We start from the raw sequence: 22,648 nt of genomic DNA on the forward strand, positions 1-22,648 counted from the left end.
GTGAGATGGACCTCGCAACCTTCAAGGCATCCCTGGAAGCCGCTTCGCCGGCCGATGGCCTGTCGCGCCCGCTCGTCGCCCTGTGGTGGATGAAGAAAGGTGACTGGGAGCAGGCGCACAACAACGCGCAGGCTGACCGCACCAAGAACGGCGCCTGGGTGCATGGCCACCTCCACCGGGTCGAGGGCGATATCGACAACGCCGGCTACTGGTACGGGCAGGCCGGCCGCTCCCGCAGCACACGCCCGCTCGATGAAGAGTGGGACGACATCGCCGCGACCCTGCTCGCATCCGCACCGACGGATCGCTGAGGACACCGACATGGACATGCATTCCCGCCCCGCCGATCCGAAGAAGCTGATCCCCGGCGCCACCGGCGATTGGGAGATGGTCATCGGCATGGAGATCCATGCGCAGGTGACCTCGGAGGCCAAGCTGTTCTCCGGTTCATCGACCGAATTCGGTCGCCCGCCGAACTCCAATGTCTCGCTGGTGGACGCGGCGCTGCCCGGAATGCTGCCGGTCATCAACGAGGAATGCGTGCGGCAGGCGGTGAAGACCGGCCTCGGCCTGAAGGCGCAGATCAACCAGCGCTCGACCTTCGACCGCAAGAACTACTTCTACCCGGACCTGCCGCAGGGCTACCAGATCTCGCAGTTCAAGAGCCCCATCGTGGGCGAGGGCGAGGTGCTGCTCGACATGTTGGAGGGTCAGGTCAAGGTCGGCATCGAGCGGCTGCATCTGGAGCAGGACGCCGGCAAGTCGATCCACGATCAGGACCCGCTGAACTCGCTGGTGGACCTCAACCGTTCCGGCGTCGCGCTGATGGAGATCGTGTCCCGGCCGGATCTGCGCTCGTCGGAGGAGGCGCGCGCCTTCGTGACCAAGCTGCGCACCATCTTGCGCTATCTCGGCACCTGCGACGGCGACATGGAGAAGGGCAATCTCCGCGCCGACGTAAACGTCTCCGTGCGCCGTCCGGGCGACGATTTCGGGACGCGCTGCGAGATCAAGAACGTCAATTCGATCCGCTTCATCGGCCAGGCCATCGAATACGAGGCCCGGCGCCAGATCGAGATCCTTGAGGATGGCGGCAAGATCGATCAGGAGACGCGGCTGTTCGATCCCGGCAAGGGCGAGACGCGCTCCATGCGGTCCAAGGAAGAGGCGCACGATTACCGCTACTTCCCGGACCCGGACCTGTTGCCGCTCGATCTGCCGGAAGGGCTCGTCGAGCATCTTTCGGCCGATCTGCCGGAACTGCCGGACGAGAAGAAGGCACGGTTCCAGAGCGAATACGGCCTCTCGGCCTATGACGCGACGGTGCTGGTGGGCGAGCGCGCCTCCGCCGATTATTACGAGCAGGTGGCCGGCGCGGGCGATCCGAAGCTGGCTGCCAACTGGGTCATCAACGAGCTGTTCGGCCGCCTGAACAAGGAAGGCCTCGGCATCGAGGAGAGCCCGGTGTCGGCGGCGCAGCTTGCGGGCCTGATCGGGCTCATCAAGGACGGCACTATCTCCGGCAAGATCGCCAAGGACCTCTTCGAGATCGTCTGGACCGAAGGCGGCGACCCGCGCGAGATCGTGGAAGCGCGCGGCATGAAGCAGGTGACGGACACTGGCGCCATCGAGAAGGCCGTGGATGAGATCATCGCCGCGAACCCGGACAAGGTGGAGCAGGTGAAGGCCAAGCCCAACATGCTCGGCTGGTTCGTCGGGCAGGTCATCAAGGCCAGCGGCGGCAAGGCCAATCCGCAGGCGGTGGGTGAGATCCTGAAGGCAAAGCTGGGCCTGGAGTGATGGCGGTGACGCGGCTGCAGGAAGGGGCGCAACGCTCTCCCGCCGCCGCGTTCCTGCTGCTTCTGGCGGCCTACTTTGCCATTCAGGCACTGATCAGGGTGTTCATCGCGCCGTCGGCCGGGCTCGATGAGGCGGAAATCCTCATCACCGCGCAGTCTGCGGCCTGGGGACACGGCACGCAGCCGCCTCTGTACAACTTCTTGCAGATCGCCGGCTTCCAGATCTTCGGGACCAATGTTCTGGCCCTCGCGCTGGTCAAGAACCTCTTCCTGTTTGCGATCTTCGCCTTTGTCTATCTGGGAGCCCGCATCGTCCTGCCGGACGAGGCCGAAGCCCGTCTGGCGGCGCTCGCGATGTTCACGATCCCGCAGATCGCGTGGGAATCGCAGCGGGCGCTGACCCACACCGTCGCGGTGCTGGCGATGGCAGCGCTCACCTTCTTCGTGCTGGTGCGCGTCCTCAGGGACGGCCGGTGGCTGGACTATGTGGCGCTTGGCCTGTGCCTCGGCCTGGGCGCGCTGTCCAAGTACAATTTCGGCATCGGTGCCCTGGCGATGATCGTGGCCGCCGGCACGGTTCGCGAACTCAGGCCGCGTGTGCTGTCGTGGCGGATGCTGGCGAGCCTCGCGATAGCTGCGCTCGTCATCCTGCCCCACGCGCTTTGGGTGTCCGGCCATCTGGAGGATGCGCTGGCACGGACGCATAAGTTCCAGGCAAAGAGCGAGGCGGCGTACACGCTCGCACCCTCGCTCGCCGTGCTCTCCGGCAGCCTGCAATACGCGGTGCTCCCGCTCGCGCTATTCGCAATCTGCCTAGGCATCGCGAGACTGTGGCCACCCACACCGTCCGTGAGTGCGCGGCAGCGGACGCCGCTCCAGAGCTTTGCTCTCCGGATCATCCCGGTCGGCCTGGCCATGCTCGCGATCGGGGCGATCCCGGCAGGCATCACCGAATTCAAGGACCGCTGGATGAGCCCGCTGCTCTTCCTGCTGCCGCTGGCCGTTATCGTCCTGCTGGGCCACCGGCTTCAGCGGGGCGGTGCAAAGACCTTGCAGTACGTGTCCGTCCTGCTGGCGCTTGTCTCGATGGCCGCTCTCGCAGCGCTCCATCTGTGGACACGGGAAGGCCGCGAGCCTGCCGAAGCCAACGCTCCCATGCCCGCATTGGCCGAGAGCATTCGCCAGCAAGGCTTCACCCGGGGCACGATCATCGGCGGATCGACCACGCTTGCCGGTCAACTCAAGCTGGAATTCGCGGACAGCCCGGTGGTGGAGCCGCAATATGGCCTCCTGATAAAGCCCGACATCGGGCAACCCGTTCTGCTGGCCTGGCAGGGAGAAAACGCTCTTCCCGCCGATATGGGCGAGTTGTTCCGGGACATCTGCGGGGCACCATCTCCTGCGACCGCGCCCCGGCACGTCGCCGCGGAGTACCCCAACGGCATGATCTACGGGCTAAACTTCGTCGTGCTACGCGGATGTGAAGCCATTCCGGGCTAGCGTCGGAACACCGCATCACCATCTCTGTTTGCTCAGAGCCATGATCCGCGTGTTCCTCCTTTTTCTCATCCTCTTCGTCCTGCCGCTGTCCACACACGCCGTCTGGTGGTGGAAGCAGGGCTGGCCTGTCTCGTGGTCCTCGGCCAACTGGTCGTCCGCGAAGCTGCTGCCGAAAGCCGACAGCGAACCTGAAGCCGTCGTCCATGTCCTTGGCGCCCGCACCGGCGGTTGGAAGGGCATCTTCGCCCATCACAGCTGGGTCGTGATCAAGGAAGCCGGCGCCTCCCGCTACACCCGCTATGACGTGGTGGGGTGGGGCACGCCTGTGCGCACCAATGTGCGCGATGTCGACGGCTACTGGTACGGCAACGAGCCCTCGGTACTGGTGACCTTGCGCGGAGAGGCAGCGGAAGCTGCCATCCCCCGCATTCGGCAGGCGGTCGCCCAATATCCATTCGCAGGCACCGGCACCTACAAGGCCTGGCCAGGTCCGAACTCCAACACCTTCGTCGCCTACATAGCCGAGCAGGTGCCCGAACTCGCACCCGCTTTGCTGCCGACCGCCCTGGGGAAGGATTTCCGCTCGCCGGGTCTGTTCGCGGGGGCGGCGCCGAGCGGAGAGGGCTTTCAGCTATCCTACCGTGGCGTGGCCGGCCTGACCGTCGGCTGGGTCGAGGGTGTGGAGCTCAACCTCCTTGGGGCGGTCGCGGGTATCGACCTGCGCCGACCGGCCATTAAGCTGCCGGGCTGGGGCCGCATTGGCCTTTCGCCAGCCTGACCCCCTGATTCACTCTTCCCGTCATTGAAGCTTTGCGAGGCAGGGCCTACCTGCGTCGGGCAACCTTCCCGAGGAGCCCCGCATGTCCGTTTCGCAGCAAAACCCGATCGACCTCTTCTACTGGCCGACGCCCAACGGCCACAAGATCACGATCATGCTGGAGGAAACGGGGCTCCCATATCGCGTCGTGCCGGTGAACATCGGCAAGGGTGACCAGTTCAAGCCGGACTTCCTCGCCATCTCCCCGAACAACCGGATGCCGGCGATCATCGATCCCGATGGTCCGGATGGGCAGCCGATCTCCGTGTTCGAGTCCGGAGCCATCCTGCAATATCTCGGCCGAAAGACCGGCCAGTTCTACCCGTCGGACGAGCGCAAGCGCGTCGAGGTGGAGCAATGGCTGTTCTGGCAGATGGGCGGCCTCGGTCCCATGGCGGGGCAGGCGCACCACTTCCGGCTCTATGCGCCGGAGAAGGTGGAATATGGCATCAACCGCTACACCAATGAGGTCAATCGCCTCTACGGGGTGATGAACAAGCGGCTCGCCGACCGGGATTATCTGGCCGGAGAGTATTCGATCGCTGACATGGCCTGCATCAGCTGGACGCTGAACTGGGAACGACAGGGGCAGGACCCGTCGAAGTTCCCCAATGTGCAGGCTTGGATCGAGCGCCTGAAGGCCCGCCCGGGTGTCGAGCGCGGCCTTGCGGTGAAGACCGATCAGCCCGCGACCGATCTTGCGAGCGACAAGGAAGCGCAGAAGATCATGTTCGGGCAGCGCGCGACCTGAAGAAAACCGGCCGGGCAGGGGGAACTCGTACCAGCAGGGTAACGTTGAAAGGTGACCCTGTAGGTCAGGGTGTTCTTCAGGAGCGACAAAGATGGCGACGGCCCCAAACCCGACCGAAAACCTGAATCAGACGCCCCGCGCTTCAGGTGCGACCTCGACGTCTTCGGCGAAAGCGGCCGTCGGCAACAGTGCCGACGATCTTGCCGTGGATGCCCGCATCGCGAGCGCGGACCTCGAAACGCTGCGCGACGATGTCCTGCGTCTCAGCAAGGCCGTTACGGCTCTTGTCTCCGCGCAGGCGCAAAGTGCCCGCGTCACGGTGACGGACAAGGCCAACGAGCTCTACGACACCGGGCTGGATTATGTGCGCACGGCCGAGGATCAGGTCCGCAGCGTGGCAGATGATGTTTCAGTATCGGTTCGCCAGAACCCGCTTACCGCCATCGGCATAACCTTTGCCGTGGGCTACATTCTGGGCCGGATCCGGGGCCGCTGACATGTTGAACACCCTGCTTGCCGGCGGAGCCCTGCTGCAGGGTTTCAAGGCGGAGATGACGCTCAAGGCCCGGCACGCCGCCGTGCTGGCGGTGTTTGCCTTACTTGCGCTGGTCTTCCTCGGGGTGGGTCTTCTCGCGCTCGCCCTCGCAGCTGGCATCGCGCTCGCGCCGCATGTCGGCGGCGCGGCGGCTGCCGCCATTGTGGGTGTCTGCGCGCTGGGCATTGCTTCGCTGCTGATCTGGGTGGGTACTCGCCCCCGCACGGCAGCGGCTGCGGCTTCTGCGCCCCTGGCGCCTGCCGCGCAGCCGCTCCCCGGGGTCGATCCGCTGGCCGCGATTGCCGGGCTATCGGCGCTCGCCGCGTCCAAGCCCGTGCCGCTGATGGTCGGCGCTCTCGTGATCGGGCTCATGCTCGGCCGCCGCCGTTAGTCCCGGATGAAGCTCTACGGCTTCAGATAGGCACTGCCGTCAGCCGCACGCGCGGGATTGGCCACATATTTGCCCTCGGACGGAACAGCGATCTTGCGGAAGTCGCGGGAGAGGCGCTGCAGCGCCGAATCCATTTCGGGGCCTTCCATGGCACGCCCGTGGCCGGTTATGATCCTTGACGGGTGAAGTGCGGCGAGCTTGGCGACAGAAGCTTCCGACGCGTCCCAATCGATGGTGAAGTATTTCGGCGGCCCGTGCATCTCCGCAGCCTGAACGGCACTTGCGTAAGCCGACTCTGAAGCGGTGGTGACGAAAGCATCACCGACGATCATCGTGCGGTCCGCCTCGCGCCACAGCGAGACGTGGCCGGGCGAATGGCCGGGCGTGTGCACCCAGGTCCAGCCGGGCATGTGCGGGACACTGCCGTCCTGCGGCAGCGGATGGAGCCGTGAGGAAACATCCACCGGCCGCGTCGGGTACAGCGAGGACATCCCAGCCATCAAGCCGCCGCCCACGGAAGGGTCGCCGGAAGGGTAGGAAGCCCGTCCATCGAGATAGGGATGTTCGAGGTCGTGGGCGTAGACCGGCACGTCCCATTCCTCGGCCAGGTCTTCCAGCACCCCGACGTGATCGAAATGACCGTGCGTCAGAACGATCGCCGCAGGGCGGGCACCTTCTCCGAAGCGCCCCTCCGCGGCTGACTTGATCCTGTCCTTCGTACCGAACACGCCCGCATCGATCAGGACCCAGCCACGATCTCCCGCGCCGGGCGCACCGTAGAAGACCACATTCGCGATGAGGGCCCGGATATAGGCAAGATCCGGCGCCAGCTCCATGGTGCCGTCATCGGCTTCCGAGGTGATCTTCGCGTTGTCGCTCAGCGGGATCTGCTGGGTCATGTCGCTGCTCCTGAACCCTTCAAAAGCGCCAGGACGTTCAAGGTTCCGGACAAGGGCTGAAGGGCAATTCGCATGTGCGCGAGGGTGCGGACCTGCACCAACGGCAAATCCGCCCTAGCTCTCGGGAACACAGGCCCGACACGGAGCAAGCATGAGCAACATGACCATGAAAGACATTGCGGAGGCGATGCGCGACATCGATTTCGCGATGCTCAACACCCTCACCGATGACGGCAAGATCGCTGGCCGGCCCATGAGCAACAACCGCGACGTCGCCTTCGATGGCGACTCCTACTTCTTCACCTATGAGAACACCCGCACGGTCGAAGACATCAAGCGCAGCGCGGATGTGAACCTCTCCTTGCAGGGCAGCAAAGGCCTTCTCGGCAAGCCGCCGCTATTCCTCTCCGTCGAAGGCAGGGCGGAACTGATCCGTGATCGTGCCGTGCTCGAGAAACACTGGAACAGCGATCTCGAATACTGGTTCGAGCAGGGGCTGGATACGCCGGGCATCGTCCTGATCAAGGTCCACGCCACGCGCATCCATTACTGGAACGGCAACGAGGACGGCGAACTGCTCGTGTAGCTCGCGTCCGTCTGGCCGGTCCCCGCGATCTCCGGGGGCCGGCGGGCTGCCGGGCTGGGGCGGGCAGGAGACGGGGTCTAAGGTCGAGATCCGACGGGCCGGAGCGCTTCGAGTTTCTGCTCTGATCTGTTGAGATGGTACTGGGCGTGGTGCGCCTTTGTGTTTGGCGCTGGCGCAACCTAGATGACGGCGAGAACATCCAATCGAGGCAACGAGTGCCTCCCGTGGCGAGCTAGAGCAGGTCGTTGATGCGTTCACTCGAAGAACGAGCGAGGCAGTTTGCCAGCAATGCGCATGGCTCGATCGATCAGCGCCGGAAGTACACGGGCGATCCCTACATTGTGCATCCAATCGCTGTGGCTGAGATCGTGCGCTCCGTTCCACACACGGAGGAGATGATCGCAGCGGCACTCCTGCATGATGTAGTCGAAGACACGCCGGTCACGATCGAGGAGATCTACGCTGAGTTCGGGCAGGACGTTGGTGAGCTGGTTGGCTGGCTGACAGACGTTTCGAAGCCGTCAGACGGCAACAGGCGGACGCGCAAGCATCTCGACCTGCTCCATTCGGCAGGGTCTACCCCGGCTGCGAAGACGATCAAGCTGGCTGACCTGATCGACAACACCCTGACCATCAAAAAGCACGATCCGAGCTTCTGGCACGTCTACCGCCGGGAGAAGAAGGCGCTGCTTGGAGTTCTGAAGGAGGGCGACGCTGGCCTTTGGCAGAAGGCGAACGCTCAGGTTTGAGGCCTTCGGAGTTCCCTGGCCGGGTGCGGACCGTTGTTGCCTCGGCGGCGTTCAGTCTCTGAGGAGAAGCTGACCATGCCGGAAATGACAGACAAAGGCTTATCGGTACTCGTGTTCGCCGCCTACCACACGCTCGTAAGCGGGGAGGTGGTTCGCAAGGTCGTACTCAATGACGGCAAAGGCCATCAGGCCGACAAGCAGGGCGCGGAAGAGATGGTCGCCGCCGGCTTCCTGGAAGCTGAGGGTGAACGTGGCCGGCTCACAGATGCTGGCGAGGAAGCGCTGTCAGCGCTGCTGACAACCATTCGGCAGGCGCGACCGTATGCGACAAGGTGACACGTAGAGGGTCGGAGCCACCGACGCAGCACGTCCACGCCGGCGGCTTCCAATATCTTCAGACGCTACGGCGCGGGCTTGGTGGTCTGTTCCACGCCCGGGGCAGCATTCTGCAGGGCTGAGCCGGACTGGAAGGTCTGAAAGGCCAGGAAGAATGTGCCCAGCGAGGCGGCAAGAAGCACCCACGCGAACAGGGGTGTTTTCGTCGTTGTTGTCATAGCTGTTTCCTAGGGCAGGGGATCCTAGCGCTTTTCCGCCCGAAATGACCCTACAGACCGATACCGCAAGTTTACAGTGAGGCTCGGGAAACTAACCCTGCGCCTAACCACCGCACCCGCGATAGGCAGCGCAAAGGCGCCGTGCGCCTGATCTGGCAGGCGTTTCACGAGCCATCGATTGGGCGACAGATCGGCTTTGCCGAGGGGCCGGTCCGTCCTCGACAGTTATTCCCAACGGTTCGGCATCGAGGACGACTTCCCAAGCCTGAGCTGTGGGATCCAAGTGCTTGATGGCGTCTGGAGCGGGTATCAGGCTCCGCTGGTGCAAAGAACAGAGGGCTAGCGTGCCTTAACGGGAGCGGACAACCGCGACGGCATCGTGTTGAGCCAGGTTTGGAATTGGACCGAAGCTTGGGAGTTCTGCATTCGCAGTATGCGTTCCATGCCGGTGCCGGCGTTCGTGACAATCCCCAGATCAGCCACCAGAAGCGTGCGTCCCTCGGTTTCCGTCATCGTGATCGAGACACGTTCGTTCACGGTGGGGTTCCAACTGGACCCTAACAGCACGCTGCCGGCTACGCTGTCCGACTGTTTTTCCATGACGAGGAGATAAGGGGCGTCCTGCTTAATCTTGTAACCGCGCTGTACCATCTCGTTGACAACAACCGGCCTAACCTGCGCAACCGGAGCGGAGATAGTCACCTCGGGCTGGCCGCTCGCCGCTCCGTGTTTCTCGGATTTACACCCGGTGAGACCGACCGCCGCGAGAAGAACGAGAGCGTAAAGCTTCATGACCAACCTTTGAGGCCCCAGGCGTCTCAACCGGGGCTTGCGCGACGACAAAGCTTAACATGGCGCAGCCTACAATCTGGGGGGCGGCTGAGCATGCACGCAGTCACCCGCCGAAACCCCTGGGTCAACAACTAGCTGGATGAGCAGCTGTGGTCGGATCAAGTAAGGGGTAGGGGCCTCCGGATGAGCTTCACCGAAGTCGTCGCCGGGACGCTACACCGCACCGTCACGTGATCTGGGATGCCGGCCGACAGCGGCGGAATGGCTGCTACGGAGACATAGCGGCAGGGGCGAGTCTTCTTCGTTCAGTACGGCAGCTCCAGCCCTTTCAGCGGGCGTTTACTGATCGCCGTCGCTTTCCGTCTCCGATGTAAGCCGCTCAAGCTCAATCAGATCGTAAGCGTTGCCCTTCTCATCTAAAATCTCCACCCCGACTAGATCTGCTGCGACCATGCCATTGGCGGCGTTCAAAGCTTCACGTGCCCCTTCTGCCGTTACGGACATGCTCCCGCCGGTTCTCTCGTTGGCTTTCGGTCGAATTGTGAAGCGCATCTCTGGAGTCTCTGTTCTCGATGAGCCTTGCAGACGGCACGGTCCAGCTTATCGCGCATCTCGATACCCTTGTAACGAATTCTCGGGTCTCCTCTTCATCAGCAAGGTCGCCAATGGGTTATCGGACCGCAACGGATCTGATCCCAAGGAGACTGATCGATGGCTCGTGCCCATGCGCCTTTCTTTGGACAAGGAGAAAGCCAAAGGCGCAGCTTAGGTGCTACGATTTCGCTAGCCATCTTCACGATTCTCGCCTGTGGCCTGTCGGCTCTACCTTCCCGCGCTGGCGAATTAGTGACGTTCGTGGACGACCATGCGCCAGGGACGATCGTGGTCAGGACCGGAGAACGGAAGCTTTATCTCGTGGTGGGCCCTGCGCAGGCCCTGCGCTACACCGTCGGTGTCGGGCGTCCAGATCGTCAATGGACTGGCAGGTCGGTTGTAACGGGAAAGTATATCCGGCCGAACTGGGAGCCACCCGCGGAGGTGCGGCGCGACCGTCCGGCACTTCCGACGCTCATAGCAGGGGGCGCGCCCAATAATCCGATGGGCGCCGCGGCATTGACCCTGTCGGGAGGCGACTACGCAATACACGGCACAAATGCGCCGGCCTCCATCGGCGGCTTCGTCTCCTACGGATGCATCCGGATGTACAATCGCGACATCGCGGAGTTGTATTCCAGGGTGGGGGTAGGCTCTCCGGTGGTCGTCACCCGCTGAAACGCGGCTCAAGCCGACGATCGAGCACCCGGAGAGACCGCGCTGCGTCAGCTTGCCTGGATGCTGCGGGACACCCGACAGTTTTCCAGGTTTTCCTGCTCAGGAAGCGCCTAAATGTCTCTCAGGTTAACCATATTCGTCTTGGCACCAAGTTGAATCAGTTTGGTTGATTCTGCGGCTTTTCATGCACTCTCATTCGCAAAACTGCGATTATCTGCCGGTTAAAGCAGACGTAAGGACTTCGTTAACCTTTGGGCCCCGTGATGGGTCCACCGCAACCTCGATCGCATCGGGACCGGGCCTGCCTTGAGAGGAAGCCGAGATGTCACGTTTGCGCCTGTTGAGCCTGCCGGTGTGTGCCCTGGTGCCGTTGACCGCTCTTTCAGGCGGCGTCGGCGATGCTCAGGCGCAAAGCCTCGACAGCTTTGCCATCCTGGCCGGCGCGGCGATCACCAACACCGGCACGAGCGTCATCAACGGCAATATCGGGGTCTATCCCGGCTCGAGCGTGACGGGCTTCCCGCCGGGCCTGGTGACCGCGCCTTACACGACATACGTGACCGACGGGGTAGCCCAGCAGGCGCAGAGCGATCTCACCACGGCCTATAATTCGCTGCGCGGCCGGCCCAGTTCGGGTGACCTGACAGGTCAGGATCTCGGCGGACTGGTGCTGACATCCGGCGTCTACTCCTATGAGGCTGCCGCACAGCTCACCGGCACCCTGACCCTCGACGGGCAGGGCAACCCCAACGCCACCTTCATCATCAATGTCGGCAGCAGCCTGACCACGGCGAGCAGTTCCTCGGTGGCACTGATCAACGGAGCGCAGGGCGGCAATGTCTTCTTCGTCGTGGGCGCGTCGGCAACGCTCGGCACGGACACGGCCTTCACAGGCCAGATCCTTGCGCTGACCAGCATCACCCTGAACACCGGGGCGGACATCGCCTGCGGCGCGGCCCTGGCGCAGAACGGCGCGGTGGTCCTCGATACCAACACCATCTCGATCTGCGTGCTGGACGAAGCCGAGTTCGGCTCGGTGATCTCCCCGACAGCCAGCGACAACGAGACGGCGGTCGCGGACGCCATCGATGATTTCGTCGCCGGCGGTGGCACACTGCCCGCCGCCTTCGCGGACCTTCTCGCCTTCCTGTCGCCCGAGGAACTGGCGGCCGCCTTCTCCCAGCTGTCCGGTGAAGCGGCGACTGCCGTGGCCCCCGCCGGCATGCAGGCGATGAACTCCTTCCTGTCGCAGGTCTTCAGCCATCTGGACGACGACGGGAGTCCGTTCGGCGACAACACACCGGTGGACAGGCCCGGCACCGTACGCGCTCTCGGCTATGCCGGCGAAAGCCGTGCCGTTGCGGCAAGCCCGGCCTTCGAATCCTTCGACAAGGCCCCTGGCAGCCTTGATCCAAGCCGCTGGAACGTCTGGGCATCGGCCTACGGCGACACAAGCGACACCGACGGGGAATCCGGCCAAACCCGCAGCCGCTCGATCGACACCTATGGCATCGCCGCCGGCGTCGATTACCGGGTAACCCCCGACACGCGCATCGGCTTCTCCATGGGAGGCGGCACCAGCGATTTCGCCCTGTCGGGCGGTCTGGGCGGCGGCGAAAGCGATTTCGTACAGGCCGCGCTCTATGCCCGCACCGACTTCGATCGCGCCTATGTCTCCGGCGCCATCGCCGGATCGTGGAACGATGTATCGACGGAGCGGACCATCACCCTCGATGGCACCGATCGCCTGACGTCCAGCTTCTCGGCCTATGACGTGGCCGGACGACTGGAAACGGGATACCGGATCGCCTTGCCGGAGCTCGGAGCACTGCCGGGCGCCAGCTGGTTCACCCCCTATGGCGCACTCCAGGTGCAGGCCTTCCAAACCCCGGACTACGAGGAAGAGGCGGAAGCCGGGTCATCGGTGTTCGCGCTGCGCTTCGAGGAGCAGACCACCACCAATGTCCACACCGAGCTTGGATTCAAGGTTGGGCACCGGTTCACGCTATCCGACCGGTCGTCCCTGACCTTGCGGGGCAAGGTGGCCTGGGCCCACGACGAGTGGTCGGACATCAGCATCGACGCCGGCTTCATCGCCCTTCCGGGCTCCGAATTCACAGTGAACGGAGCCGAACCGGCCCAGGATGCCGTTCTGTTGTCGGCAGGCGCCGAGATCGGGCTGGGCGGAGGCTTTTCGGCGGCCGCGCTGTTCGACAGCAGACTGGCGGAGGAAAGCCAGGCCTATTCCGGGAGCGCGCGCCTGACCTACGCCTGGTGAGAAGATGCTTGCTGGGCGTGCCGGCGTGAGGGACACGCGCCCGGCCTTTCTGGCATCACCGCACCCACACGCGTATGCAACGCAGCTTCGGGCGGCGATCAGCAAAGCTCATATCGAGGCGGCGACCGCGGCGTCCGGCGTTTGGCTGCGTGGGCCGCACTACCAGCTTCCCGCTGCGGTTGAAGGGCTCGGCGTCGGCTGGTACGGGGCCTAGATCATACCAACTCCCAGAAACGCATGATGCCCGCAGCGGGTTAGATCGCAGCGGGCATCTCAACAATGCTCAGGAAGATCGCTCTTTCGTGTCTCAGAAGTGGTAGTTCAGGCCCACCTTGATGGTGTCGAGCTTGATGTCGACATCCGTGTCCGGCTCAAGCGCGAGATCTTCCGCATCGGCTTCGATGCGCAGATATTCGATCTTCGCCGAGACGTTCTCCATGAAGCGCCACTCAACGCCGCCGCCGGCAGCCCAGCCGAATGCAATATCGTCGTCAGCAAAGGGAGGGTAGTCAGCCTCAAAGCTGACGAACGCGGCACCGCCTGTGCCGTACACGAGAAGATTGTCGAAGGTGAAGCCGAGCCGACCGCGGGCAGTGGCGATAAAGTTGATCCGCGTCTCGATTGAGAAACCGTCTTCGTCGTCCAGATCGTTTGCCTCGATCCCGGTGCCAGCGATGTCGCCCTCAACACCAAGCAGGAAGCGCCCGAACTGCATGTTGTAGCCGACCTGACCGCCGCCGATGATGCCATCCTCATCGTCGAGGTCCAGGCCACCATAGCTGCCTCCTTCGCCACCTTCCAAAGAGATGAAGTCGTAGTCGCTGAAGCCGAAGCCGATGTGAACGCCTGCATAGAAGCCGGCCCAATCGCTAGGTGCAACCTCGGCTGTTTCGACGGGATAGGTCGGCATATCAGCCGCCACTGCTGCACCAGCAATCAAGACGGAAGCGGCGGAAGCGAGAAGCAGAGTGCGCAGCATAATTGGCCTCATGATTAGGCCTGCACACTACCCATCGTTGCGGGAGTTGTATGTGATCCTCGGGCCACAACTTCACGAATAGATAAAACTCGCAGTATCAGCGCAAGCAGCGGGTCGTGAAAACATGTTTCGATTTCAGGGCTCGCCCAGTACCTGGGCCCCTTCATCGTCGTTCGATGACCACCCGGGTCTATGGCGGAGAGGGCGGCCGACCGGGAGGACGAGATCTATTCGCTATCGCTGACCGTGGTTTGGCGAAGGGAGCGCGAACTCAAGCCCTTCATCGCTCGCTCGCTTTCACGTCTTAGCTTCACCATCAGAGAGCGCGGTAGCTGACCCCGAAGGATCAGTTGCTCTTGTTGAAGGCCGATAATTGACCGGACGCTCCGCGGCAGGTTCACCACCTGTTCCAGCTGGAACTCGTGCCTTCCATCCGCCATCGGGAGGCCGCCGAATGCTTCCTCATGGAAGGCCGTTCTGCAGTAGGTCCCTTCCGGTCCGTTATGTGTCGCCCGCGCCAATACGGGCTGCACCGAGGCAAGCTGACGCTGTTCTGCCATCAGGGCGAGGATCCCCCAATCCCAGCCCCAGTCCACCCTCCAGTCTGCACGGCCCTTCAGCCGGCGCGGAGTTAAGGTCCGCTCCCAGACCGGCTCAATATAACGCTGCCACTCTTGGTGCCGGAGTGCGAAACCGATCGAGTTGAAGGTGCGGTTCTCGAACAGGAGGCTGGGGCAGTTCGGCTCAGACAAGGAGCCGGTCGAGCCGCAGACCGTCGCCAGGAGGTTCAGGCACAGCCAGTTCGGTCGATGATTTTCAGCGTACCACAGCGCCAACTGCGTCGCGTCCGACGCAACCAGAAGGTCTTCCTCCAGATAGAGGTTGACCTGCGATCCACTGGCGAAGGCACGTCGCTGGACCTCGTACGGATTGCCGCTGATTCCCAAGACCCGATCATTCACTCGAACGTCCGCGCGGGCGCCTAGCATGCTCTCGCAGATCTGGACGATCTCACCGGCCGCAGAGCTCGGCTCAACCCCGACGTGAATGGTCCATCCATCGAGCTCATTGGCGACAAGCGACTGCAGCATCTCCCATAGAAGATGCGGCCGGTGCATGGCCGTGATCGTGATCGTTCTGTTCATGCCCAGCAGACTGCGATTGTCGGTGTGATTTCAAAGGTCTCATGGAGAACGGCAGGGCAGGGCTGCCACATATAGAATGGCAGCCCCTTGTCTCACAATCAGAGAGAACCTGGCCGTATATCAGTCGAGTTTCGGCCAGCGCAGTTGCCCCCCAGCCTCTGCTGCAACTTTAGTATCATGGGGCAACGCTTCTTAATAGATGCACAGCGGCAACACAGGTCGAGATCAGGGCGAAGTTCGGGGAGCGGCAGTCTTTCGCGATCTCCTGCAGCTCGTCGATAAGCCGCGTGTCGGGCACGCAAGCCCTGGCAGCTCACGGCGGGGAGTACGATCCAAAATGCCGCGCGCGATGCCAGGATCGTCGAAGCTGCGAGCGGTTTACAGCAAACCAGTTGTCAGATGACCTGCAACCGCGCAGCGGCCATCATGCCGCACGCGGCAACCATGCCCAAAAAGGCTGGCGGGAGCCTTCGAGTCGAAGGCCAGGGCCTGAACCCGCCGCTCCCGTAACAAAACATGCACTTAGGGAAGGTGGCGGAGACGGAGGGATTCGAACCCTCGAGACCCTTTTAGGGGTCTGCTCATTTAGCAAACGAGTGCCTTCAGCCTCTCGGCCACGTCTCCGGCAGGTGTTTGGTACAGGGTGCGCCCGCGCCGGTCAACGAGACTTGCGCGCATCATGACAGCTCCGCACCGCGGATTCTTGAGCGAAGCAGCAAAAAGCGCGCATGGTCGATGCATGCTCGCGCGACACGCCTTCAGTTCCTCACCCGAAATGGAAAACCTTGTGCTCGGCGTGGGCGAATCGTTCGCCGGCCGCACCTGGACACACCGGCTGGATGTGCGGGGCCGCGCCACCGCGCTCGCGGTGCATCAGCGGCATGGCCTGTCGCCATTGGCCGCGGACGTCCTCGTCGGCCGTGGCGTGGGGCTTGATGAGGTTGAGGCCTATCTCAGCCCCCATCTGCGCACCATGCTGCCGGAACCCTACAGCCTCACCGGAATGGAGGCCGCTGCCGAGCGCATCGCCCGTGCCGTGGAATCGGGTGAGCACGTCGCTATTTTCGGTGACTACGATGTCGATGGCGCGACATCCTCGGCGGTGCTGGCCACCTTGCTGCAGCACGCGGGCACCACGCACACGATCTACATTCCCGACCGCATCTTCGAAGGTTACGGGCCGAACGCCGAAGCCATCGGGCGTCTTGCGGAAGCGGGCGCACGCCTCCTCGTCACCGTGGATTGCGGCACGACCAGCCATGCTGCGCTTGCAGAGGCCGTGGCGCTCGGCCTCGATGTCGTGGTGCTGGATCATCACCAGACCGGCGAGACCCTGCCGGAGGTGCACGCACTGGTGAACCCGCAGCGCGCCGATGACCTGTCTGGCCAGACGCATCTTGCCGCTGTGGGCGTCACCTTCCTGGCCGTGGTCGCCATCAACCGACTGCTGCGCCAGCGCGGGTTCTGGACCGCTGCACGGCCCGAGCCGGACCTGCTCTGCCTGCTCGATCTTGTCGGGCTCGGCACGGCAGCGGACGTGGTGCCGCTGACAGGCGTCAACAGGGCCTTCGTCGGCAAGGGATTGGCGGCTCTTGCGCAGCGGCGGCGTCCCGGCCTGCGCGCCCTGGCAGACCTCGCCGGAATGCGCGGCCAGCCCAGCCCCTACCATCTGGGCTTCTTGCTGGGTCCCCGCATCAATGCCGGCGGCCGGATCGGCCGCGCAGACCTTGGCGCCCGGCTGCTTGTCTGTGAAGACGAAGCCGAGGCACGCGCCATCGCAGAGGAACTGGACACGCTGAACCGGGAGCGTCAGGCCATAGAGGCTGCCGTCCTGGCCCAGGCTTGCGAGCAGGCCGAAGCGGAGAGCGGGGCCGTGACCTTGGTGAGCGGTGAGGGCTGGCACCCGGGAATTGTCGGCCTTGTCGCCGCGCGCCTCGCGGAGCGCTGCCAGCGTCCCGCTTTCGCCATCGCTCTGGACGCGAATGGGCGCGGCACAGGGTCCGGACGTTCGATTCCCGGCGTCGACATCGGCTCCGCGGTCCGTGCGGCGGTGGAGGCTGGCCTTCTGCTGAAAGGCGGAGGGCACGCCGCGGCCGCAGGCGTGACCGTCCCTCCCGGAGGCATTCCCACATTCGCGGCGTTCCTGAACGAGCAACTGGCTGCCCCGACGGCGACGGCCCGGTCGGCGGATCTTCTCAAGATCGATGGCCTGGTAAGCGCTGCCGCTCTCCAGCCGGAACTCTGCACGGACCTTGCGCAGGCTGGGCCGTTCGGAGCCGGCAATCCGGAGCCGGTGCTCGCTTTGTCCGATCTGCTGCTGTTGTCCGTGGACGAAGTAGGATCGTCCGGCCATCTGCGGCTGCGCCTCAAGGCGGCAGACGGCACGCAGATGCGGGCCATAGCTTTCCGCGCGAAGGAGCGGCCATTGGGGAAGGGGCTGCTGTCGCATGTCGGACGCCGCGTCCATCTCGCCGGCTCCGCGCAGATCGATGACTGGGGCGGACGCAACAAGGTCGATCTCCGGGTGATCGATGCCGCTTCCGCAGGGAACTGACACAGAACGGTGATTTTTCTGGCCCGCAGCGCACCAAACGCGTTGCCAGATCAGCAAACCGCGCCCTATAAGACGCCCGCGCCGCGCGCCCTTCGTCTATCGGTTAGGACGTCAGCCTTTCACGCTGAAAAGACGGGTTCGACTCCCGTAGGGCGCGCCAATCACCCCGAATTGGATTGTGTTATCAGTGGGTGAGGCGCGATCCGCGACCAGCGGCGCCCCTCCGGAGGGGCGTTCACGTTCTTCGCCTCATCCCGGCTTCTACTGGAATGGAGCTGGCTGCTGGGAATCGTTCTGTCGGTCTCAGAAACCCGGACCTTTGGCACGCTTGCCCATGTCGGCCTGCACATCATGTCTGCTGGCAGCGGATATCGCCGAACCTGCATTTAGCAACGCCACGTACTCGGCGGCCTTCTTCGTAGAACTCGCCACGAATACGGGTTCGTCGCCATCATAAACGTTCCGGGGCGCCGTACGGCCCTGCCGGAAGCGCTCTGGCGGGGTTGTGACATCCGCGGGAACGGTGGGCAGCGTCAGCAATCGCTCGACATAAGCGGCGCCAGCGGCAGTGGCCCGATAGGTCGGCTGGTTGATCGCCATTCGGAAATGGCCGGGGCGGTCCTCCCAGACATCGCCCGGGTCCGGCTCCAACAAACCTCGCTCCATCAACCGTTTGACCGTATCGGGGTAGTAGGGGCAATGGCTCCAATAGAACGGCGCACGGCTGCCATGGTGATGCAGCAGGACACTGATCTCTAACGGCGTCATCTTTGCCTCCTTCAAGCCAGGAGGGCAGCGCGCACCATGCCCGAGAGCTCTTCCTTCACAAGGCCGGGCCAGCACCTCGCGCCGTCCGCTCTATCGTTATTATCTCGTGTTCCAATCTTGGCCTTTCCATAGGGCGACGCCGAACACATGCAGGGCTGCGGCCGATGACCCGCCGCGGTCGATCAGGCGCTCGTCACCTCATCATCAATGTTATCTTCATACCGCAAGCCATTGAAGATGCTGAAAGAACGCTGAACCGACTTCTCATCGAGGCCACGGGCAATGACGACGATCCTCGTGCCGCTGACACCATCGGGCCAGCGCTGCAGATGGACCGGCTTGTGGATCAGGTGCTGAACGCCCTGGATCACGACCGGGCTGTCATTACCTTCGATGGCGAGCAATCCCTTCAGCCTCAGCACCCTCTCCCCATGCCTGTTGAGCAGCATGGACAGCCACAGCGCGAAGCGCGGCCAGTGCAGCGGCTGGTCAGTGGTCAGCACGAAGGCGCGTATGTCGCGGTGGCTGTTCACATCGTGAGGGTGGTGGTGGTGCCCCCCGGATGATGCCGCGTGCAGCCAGCGCGCGACCTCCGAGCCTCTGGCCGCGAGATCGTGCACATCATGAAGGAAGATCGCGTCATCGGGCCTGAGATCCTCCGAGAACGGTAGAATCTCGGCCGTGGGGTTGATGGCCGACAGCCGCGCGTGCAGCGCAGCCTCCGCGTCTCCTTGAGCGAGATCTGTCTTGCTAATTACAAGGCGGTCCGCCACCGCCACCTGGCGCAGGGCTTCGGGATAAGCACTGAGGTTGGAGAGTCCGTTCGGCACGTCCACAACCGTGACGATGTTGCCGATGCGGAAATGGTGGCGCAGCATCGGATCGGCGCTCAGGGTGGCCACGATGGGAGCGGGATCGGCAATGCCGGTGGTTTCCACCGCCACCCGCGAAAACGACGGCAACTCGCCACGGCGGCTGCGCTCCAGAAGCGAGAGCAGGGCGTCCTTCAGGTCCCCGCGGATGGTGCAGCAGATGCAGCCGCTTTTCAGCAGAACGATGTCGTCGTCCATCGTCTCGACCAGGAGATGGTCGAGTCCGACTTCGCCGAACTCGTTGATGATGACGGCGGTGCCGGCGAGGCGCGGCAGGCGGAGCAGCCGGTTCAGCAGCGAGGTTTTTCCGGCGCCCAGGAAGCCGGTCAGCACGTTGACAGTGATCGGCTCCGTTAAGGTGCTCATCCGCCGCGCCGGGCTTCGAGCCGGTCCAGCAACGAGGGGTCCAGCGGGTCGCAGGGGCGGCGTGTCATCCGCTCGGCCTCCGGCCAGATGGCGCCGAAGTGATCCACCAAGCTCATCTTGCCGGTGTGCGAGCGGAGCGTGAAGCGGCCTGCCCACTCATCCAGCTTGAGGCCGTAGAGCCCCAGCACCTCATTGGCCAGGGCGGCACGGGCGCGCCGGTCGGCCGCCGGCATGACGCCCTCCGGTGCCGCGCCTCCGCTGGTCCAGTGATCGGCACCGGCGAAAGCGCCGCAAAGCCCGCACATGGCGCTGCCTCAGGATTGCGGGCGCGCGGTTCCGCTGCGCGGGAAGCGCGCCGCGAAGTCTTCCGCGATCTCCTCCATGGTGACGAACTTCACCCCGTCATGACCCTTCATGTAGTCGAACAGGCGCTGGTGCATCTGCAGCACATGGGGACGGCCCGAAACGTCCGGATGGATGGTGATGGGGAATACCGCATAATCGTAGTTCTCGTAGACCCAGTCGAACTGGTCGCGCCACGTATCCTCGATGTCGCGCGGGCTGACGAAGCCATGGCTGTTCGGCGCGGCCTTAATGAACATCATGGGCGGCAAGTCGTCGAGGTGCCATGAGGCGGGGATCTCGATGAGGTCCGTTTCCTCGCCGCGCGTATAGGGCTTCATCCAGGTGGATGGGTGCTGCGAATAGTCGATCTTCGTCCACTCGTCGCCCACCGTCACGTAATAGGGGTGGTGGTCGTTGTGCATCAGCGAGTGGTCGTACTTGATGCCTTTCTGCTTCAGCAACTCGTTCGTCTTGGAGCCGAACTCCCACCACGGCGCCACATAGCCGCGCGGCGGCTTGCCGGAGAGCTGCGTGATCAGCTCCACGCATTTGTCGAAGATCGCCTCTTCCTGCTCCGGCGTCATGGCAATGGGGTTCTCGTGGCTGTAGCCATGCATGCCGATCTCGTGGCCCGCATCGGCCACGGCCTTCATCTCGGCGGGGAAGCTCTCGATGGAGTGCCCGGGGATGAACCAGGTGGTCTTGATGCCCCACTTCTCGAAGAGACGCAGCAGCCGCAGGCTTCCGGTGCTGCCGGCAAAGGCGCCGCGGGAGATGTCGCACGGGCTGTCCTCGCCGCCATAAGAGCCGAGCCAGCCCGCCACCGCGTCGACGTCGATGCCGTAGGACACGAAGATCTCTTTGGCCATGTTCGTTCTCCCGTCGTGAAACCGCTGGCTCAGAAGGCAACAGCGCGGGAAGACTGGCAAACGGCGGCTGGTCTGGCCAGAGCAATTGTCATGCAGCGGCGCCCGTGGATCAGGCGTTCTGCAGCCATCCCTTCATGCCCTCGGCTGCCGCGGCGCCGGTGGCGAAGCAGGCCTGCAGCAGGTAACCGCCGGTGGGCGCTTCCCAGTCGAGCATTTCGCCGGCCACGAAGGTGCCCGGCAGCTTCTTCAGCATGAAATGGCTGTCGATTTCATCCAGCCTGACGCCGCCGGCGGTGGAGATCGCACGTTCCAGGCCCTGCATTCCGACATATTCTAGCCGCGTGCGCTTGATCAGCGCGGCAAGCGCGTCGGGATCGTCGGTCAGGTCTCGTCCAGCGGATTCCCGCAGCAGGCCAATCTGCGCCGGCTGCAGGTTTAGGGCCTTTCTCAGCCGGTTCGTCAGCGTGTCACGCCGACTTGGGCGGCTGAGGCGTTTTGAGATTTCGCCTTCGGAAAGATCCGGCTTCAGGTCGATCTCCAGCTCTGCCATGCCGCCGGCCAGAGCCGCCCGAAGCGGCGTAGACAGTGCGTAGACCGCACCGCCCTCAAGGCCGGACGAGGTCACCATCAACTCGCCCTCGGACGCGTGTCCTTCGACCATCACCTTGACGCGCTTCAGGGGGTGGCCGGCAAAGCGCGCCCGGAACACCTCCGACCACGCAATGTTGATGCCGTTGTTCGCAGCTTGCAGCGGTGCAAGCGCGATATCGCGCATGGCGAGGTGCGGCTGCCAGCCGCCGTCCGAGCCGAGCCTTGGCCAACTCGCGCCGCCAAGTGCCAGGAGCGTGACATCGGCCCTGATCTGCTGCGGCCCCTCCGGGGTATGGAAGAGAAGCGCTCCCTCCGGCGTCCATCCGTGCCATTCATGGCGCGTGCGGATCTGCACGCCGAAGGCGTTGAGCCGCCTGAGCCAAGCCCTCAAGAGGGGCGAGGCCTTGAAACTGCGTGGGAACACGCGCCCGCTGCTTCCGACGAAGGTGCTCTCGCCGAGCGCTTCCGCCCAATCTCGCAAGGCAGATGGAGGGAAGCTCCGCACGGCCGCCTCAAGAGCCCTTCCTGCCTCACCGTAGCGGTCGAGAAAGGTCTCCAACACTTCCGAATGCGTCAGGTTGAGCCCGCCACGCCCGGCCATCAGGAACTTGCGCGCCGGGCTGGGCATCCGCTCGAACACGGTGACCTGTACGCCAGACCCTCCAAGCACCTCTGCCGCCATCAGGCCCGCAGGACCGGCGCCGATGATGGCGGCCTTCAGGGGCGGGGCCTCTTTCAACCGGTCGTTCAGCGCCAGACAAGGCCAAGCATCGGAGCAAGTCCTAGACCGACCGCCAGCACCTTCCACAGGAAAGTCGGCACCAGCCATGCCGCGATGAAGCGCGAAATACGGACCAGTTGCGAGGCGACGAAGATGCCGAACAACAGGGATCCGATGTTCACCACATCGAGCCAGAATGGTGACAGAGCACCTGCGATCAAGGTGTAGAGCAGGGCCCAGGCCATCAGTGCTTCGACAAGATGGGCCGCGCGCCTGCCGCTATCGCCGTGGCGCCACGCGAACCACCGCGTGATCCCGTAGAACGAGAACAGCACGACCCAGATCACGACGGAGATGCGGCCACTTGGATCGAACGGCAGTTTGGCGAAGGCGGGACTGTCGTGGCCGATGCCCGTCGCGAACATCAATCCATAGGCAAGAGCCGCCACGATGAGCGGCAGCGTCGCGCCTGCAACGGCGCCACGCCAGTCCGTCCTGTTCAGCCACATGCCAGC

25 protein-coding genes and 2 tRNA genes are annotated in these 22,648 nt (G+C 63.8%); 14 read left to right on the forward strand and 13 right to left on the reverse strand.

What is annotated here, in order from left to right:
- Positions 1–5: 5 nt before the first annotated feature.
- From SCD90_RS03830 to SCD90_RS03860, 7 genes are all read left to right on the forward strand, one after another.
- Positions 6–311 (forward strand): hypothetical protein, encoded by a 306-nt coding sequence (locus SCD90_RS03830; protein WP_319843828.1) that lies wholly within the window; start codon positions 6–8, stop codon positions 309–311.
- Positions 312–321: 10 nt separating this feature from the next.
- Positions 322–1,800, forward strand: coding sequence for an Asp-tRNA(Asn)/Glu-tRNA(Gln) amidotransferase subunit GatB (gene gatB, locus SCD90_RS03835; protein WP_319843316.1), 1,479 nt, complete (start codon positions 322–324; stop codon positions 1,798–1,800).
- Positions 1,801–1,805: 5 nt separating this feature from the next.
- A complete protein-coding gene (locus SCD90_RS03840) occupies positions 1,806–3,299 on the forward strand; it encodes a glycosyltransferase family 39 protein (protein ID WP_319843317.1) in 1,494 nt (497 codons plus the stop codon).
- Positions 3,300–3,339: 40 nt separating this feature from the next.
- Positions 3,340–4,077: a DUF3750 domain-containing protein gene (locus SCD90_RS03845; RefSeq protein ID WP_319843318.1), complete on the forward strand. Its 738-nt coding sequence runs from the start codon at positions 3,340–3,342 to the stop codon at positions 4,075–4,077.
- Between the two features lie 82 nt (positions 4,078–4,159).
- Positions 4,160–4,867, forward strand: a complete 708-nt coding sequence (locus SCD90_RS03850) for a glutathione S-transferase N-terminal domain-containing protein (RefSeq protein ID WP_319843319.1) — start codon at positions 4,160–4,162, stop codon at positions 4,865–4,867.
- A gap of 91 nt (positions 4,868–4,958) precedes the next feature.
- Complete coding sequence (locus SCD90_RS03855) at positions 4,959–5,363, forward strand: ElaB/YgaM/YqjD family protein (protein WP_319843320.1); 405 nt, start codon at positions 4,959–4,961, stop codon at positions 5,361–5,363.
- A 1-nt stretch (position 5,364) separates the two neighbouring features.
- A complete protein-coding gene (locus SCD90_RS03860; RefSeq protein WP_319843321.1) occupies positions 5,365–5,793 on the forward strand; it encodes a phage holin family protein in 429 nt (142 codons plus the stop codon).
- 14 nt (positions 5,794–5,807) lie between these two features.
- Here the strand turns inward: SCD90_RS03860 and SCD90_RS03865 are convergent, their stop codons facing one another.
- Positions 5,808–6,692: an MBL fold metallo-hydrolase gene (locus SCD90_RS03865; protein WP_319843322.1), complete on the reverse strand. Its 885-nt coding sequence runs from the start codon at positions 6,690–6,692 to the stop codon at positions 5,808–5,810.
- Between the two features lie 151 nt (positions 6,693–6,843).
- On the opposite strand from SCD90_RS03865, the gene SCD90_RS03870 reads away from it, so the two are divergent.
- The 3 genes from SCD90_RS03870 to SCD90_RS03880 all read left to right on the forward strand — a co-directional run bounded on the left by SCD90_RS03870 (position 6,844) and on the right by SCD90_RS03880 (position 8,363).
- Positions 6,844–7,278, forward strand: a complete 435-nt coding sequence (locus SCD90_RS03870; protein WP_319843323.1) for a pyridoxamine 5'-phosphate oxidase family protein — start codon at positions 6,844–6,846, stop codon at positions 7,276–7,278.
- 248 nt (positions 7,279–7,526) lie between these two features.
- Positions 7,527–8,027 (forward strand): HD domain-containing protein, encoded by a 501-nt coding sequence (locus SCD90_RS03875; RefSeq protein WP_319843324.1) that lies wholly within the window; start codon positions 7,527–7,529, stop codon positions 8,025–8,027.
- Between the two features lie 75 nt (positions 8,028–8,102).
- Complete coding sequence (locus tag SCD90_RS03880) at positions 8,103–8,363, forward strand: hypothetical protein (RefSeq protein WP_319843325.1); 261 nt, start codon at positions 8,103–8,105, stop codon at positions 8,361–8,363.
- 65 nt (positions 8,364–8,428) lie between these two features.
- On the opposite strand, the gene SCD90_RS03885 is transcribed toward SCD90_RS03880, so the two are convergent.
- The 3 genes from SCD90_RS03885 to SCD90_RS03895 form a co-directional block, all read right to left on the reverse strand.
- Positions 8,429–8,581, reverse strand: a complete 153-nt coding sequence (locus SCD90_RS03885) for a hypothetical protein (protein WP_319843326.1) — start codon at positions 8,579–8,581, stop codon at positions 8,429–8,431.
- Positions 8,582–8,920: 339 nt separating this feature from the next.
- Complete coding sequence (locus SCD90_RS03890) at positions 8,921–9,373, reverse strand: hypothetical protein (protein ID WP_319843327.1); 453 nt, start codon at positions 9,371–9,373, stop codon at positions 8,921–8,923.
- Positions 9,374–9,712: 339 nt separating this feature from the next.
- Positions 9,713–9,877 carry a hypothetical protein gene (locus tag SCD90_RS03895; RefSeq protein ID WP_319843328.1) on the reverse strand — a complete coding sequence of 55 codons (165 nt, stop codon included), beginning with the start codon at positions 9,875–9,877 and terminating at the stop codon, positions 9,713–9,715.
- 342 nt (positions 9,878–10,219) lie between these two features.
- Between SCD90_RS03895 and SCD90_RS03900 the strand changes: the two genes are divergently transcribed.
- Positions 10,220–10,645 (forward strand): L,D-transpeptidase, encoded by a 426-nt coding sequence (locus SCD90_RS03900; protein ID WP_319843329.1) that lies wholly within the window; start codon positions 10,220–10,222, stop codon positions 10,643–10,645.
- A 322-nt stretch (positions 10,646–10,967) separates the two neighbouring features.
- Positions 10,968–12,923: an ice-binding family protein gene (locus SCD90_RS03905; RefSeq protein WP_319843330.1), complete on the forward strand. Its 1,956-nt coding sequence runs from the start codon at positions 10,968–10,970 to the stop codon at positions 12,921–12,923.
- Positions 12,924–13,230: 307 nt separating this feature from the next.
- Here SCD90_RS03905 and SCD90_RS03910 read toward each other — a convergent pair whose 3' ends face one another.
- The 3 genes from SCD90_RS03910 to SCD90_RS03920 form a co-directional block, all read right to left on the reverse strand.
- The gene (locus tag SCD90_RS03910; RefSeq protein WP_319843331.1) at positions 13,231–13,902 is read right to left on the reverse strand and encodes an outer membrane protein; all 672 of its coding nucleotides are present in this window, start codon (positions 13,900–13,902) and stop codon (positions 13,231–13,233) included.
- A 227-nt stretch (positions 13,903–14,129) separates the two neighbouring features.
- A complete protein-coding gene (locus SCD90_RS03915) occupies positions 14,130–15,047 on the reverse strand; it encodes a hypothetical protein (protein ID WP_319843332.1) in 918 nt (305 codons plus the stop codon).
- A gap of 532 nt (positions 15,048–15,579) precedes the next feature.
- Positions 15,580–15,671: transfer RNA gene (locus SCD90_RS03920), tRNA-Ser, on the reverse strand.
- A gap of 115 nt (positions 15,672–15,786) precedes the next feature.
- Here SCD90_RS03920 and recJ point away from each other — a divergent pair.
- Entirely contained in the window at positions 15,787–17,601 is a 1,815-nt protein-coding gene (gene recJ / locus SCD90_RS03925) for a single-stranded-DNA-specific exonuclease RecJ (RefSeq protein ID WP_319843333.1), read from the forward strand.
- A gap of 85 nt (positions 17,602–17,686) precedes the next feature.
- Positions 17,687–17,761: transfer RNA gene (locus tag SCD90_RS03930), tRNA-Glu, on the forward strand.
- A 143-nt stretch (positions 17,762–17,904) separates the two neighbouring features.
- On the opposite strand, the gene SCD90_RS03935 is transcribed toward SCD90_RS03930, so the two are convergent.
- From SCD90_RS03935 to SCD90_RS03960, 6 genes are all read right to left on the reverse strand, one after another.
- Positions 17,905–18,369 carry a hypothetical protein gene (locus SCD90_RS03935; protein ID WP_319843334.1) on the reverse strand — a complete coding sequence of 155 codons (465 nt, stop codon included), beginning with the start codon at positions 18,367–18,369 and terminating at the stop codon, positions 17,905–17,907.
- Between the two features lie 182 nt (positions 18,370–18,551).
- Positions 18,552–19,607 (reverse strand): CobW family GTP-binding protein, encoded by a 1,056-nt coding sequence (locus SCD90_RS03940; protein WP_319843335.1) that lies wholly within the window; start codon positions 19,605–19,607, stop codon positions 18,552–18,554.
- Positions 19,604–19,912 (reverse strand): hypothetical protein, encoded by a 309-nt coding sequence (locus SCD90_RS03945; protein ID WP_319843336.1) that lies wholly within the window; start codon positions 19,910–19,912, stop codon positions 19,604–19,606. The genes SCD90_RS03940 and SCD90_RS03945 overlap by 4 nt, the downstream gene beginning before the upstream one ends.
- A gap of 9 nt (positions 19,913–19,921) precedes the next feature.
- Positions 19,922–20,821, reverse strand: a complete 900-nt coding sequence (locus SCD90_RS03950; RefSeq protein WP_319843337.1) for a polysaccharide deacetylase family protein — start codon at positions 20,819–20,821, stop codon at positions 19,922–19,924.
- A 109-nt stretch (positions 20,822–20,930) separates the two neighbouring features.
- A complete protein-coding gene (locus SCD90_RS03955) occupies positions 20,931–22,133 on the reverse strand; it encodes a BaiN/RdsA family NAD(P)/FAD-dependent oxidoreductase (protein ID WP_425265646.1) in 1,203 nt (400 codons plus the stop codon).
- A gap of 26 nt (positions 22,134–22,159) precedes the next feature.
- Positions 22,160–22,642 carry a tryptophan-rich sensory protein gene (locus SCD90_RS03960; protein WP_319843339.1) on the reverse strand — a complete coding sequence of 161 codons (483 nt, stop codon included), beginning with the start codon at positions 22,640–22,642 and terminating at the stop codon, positions 22,160–22,162.
- Positions 22,643–22,648 lie beyond the last annotated feature (6 nt).

This window comes from Terrihabitans rhizophilus, from assembly GCF_033898525.1.
Classification (GTDB): Bacteria; Pseudomonadota; Alphaproteobacteria; order Rhizobiales; family Methylopilaceae; genus Flaviflagellibacter; species Flaviflagellibacter rhizophilus.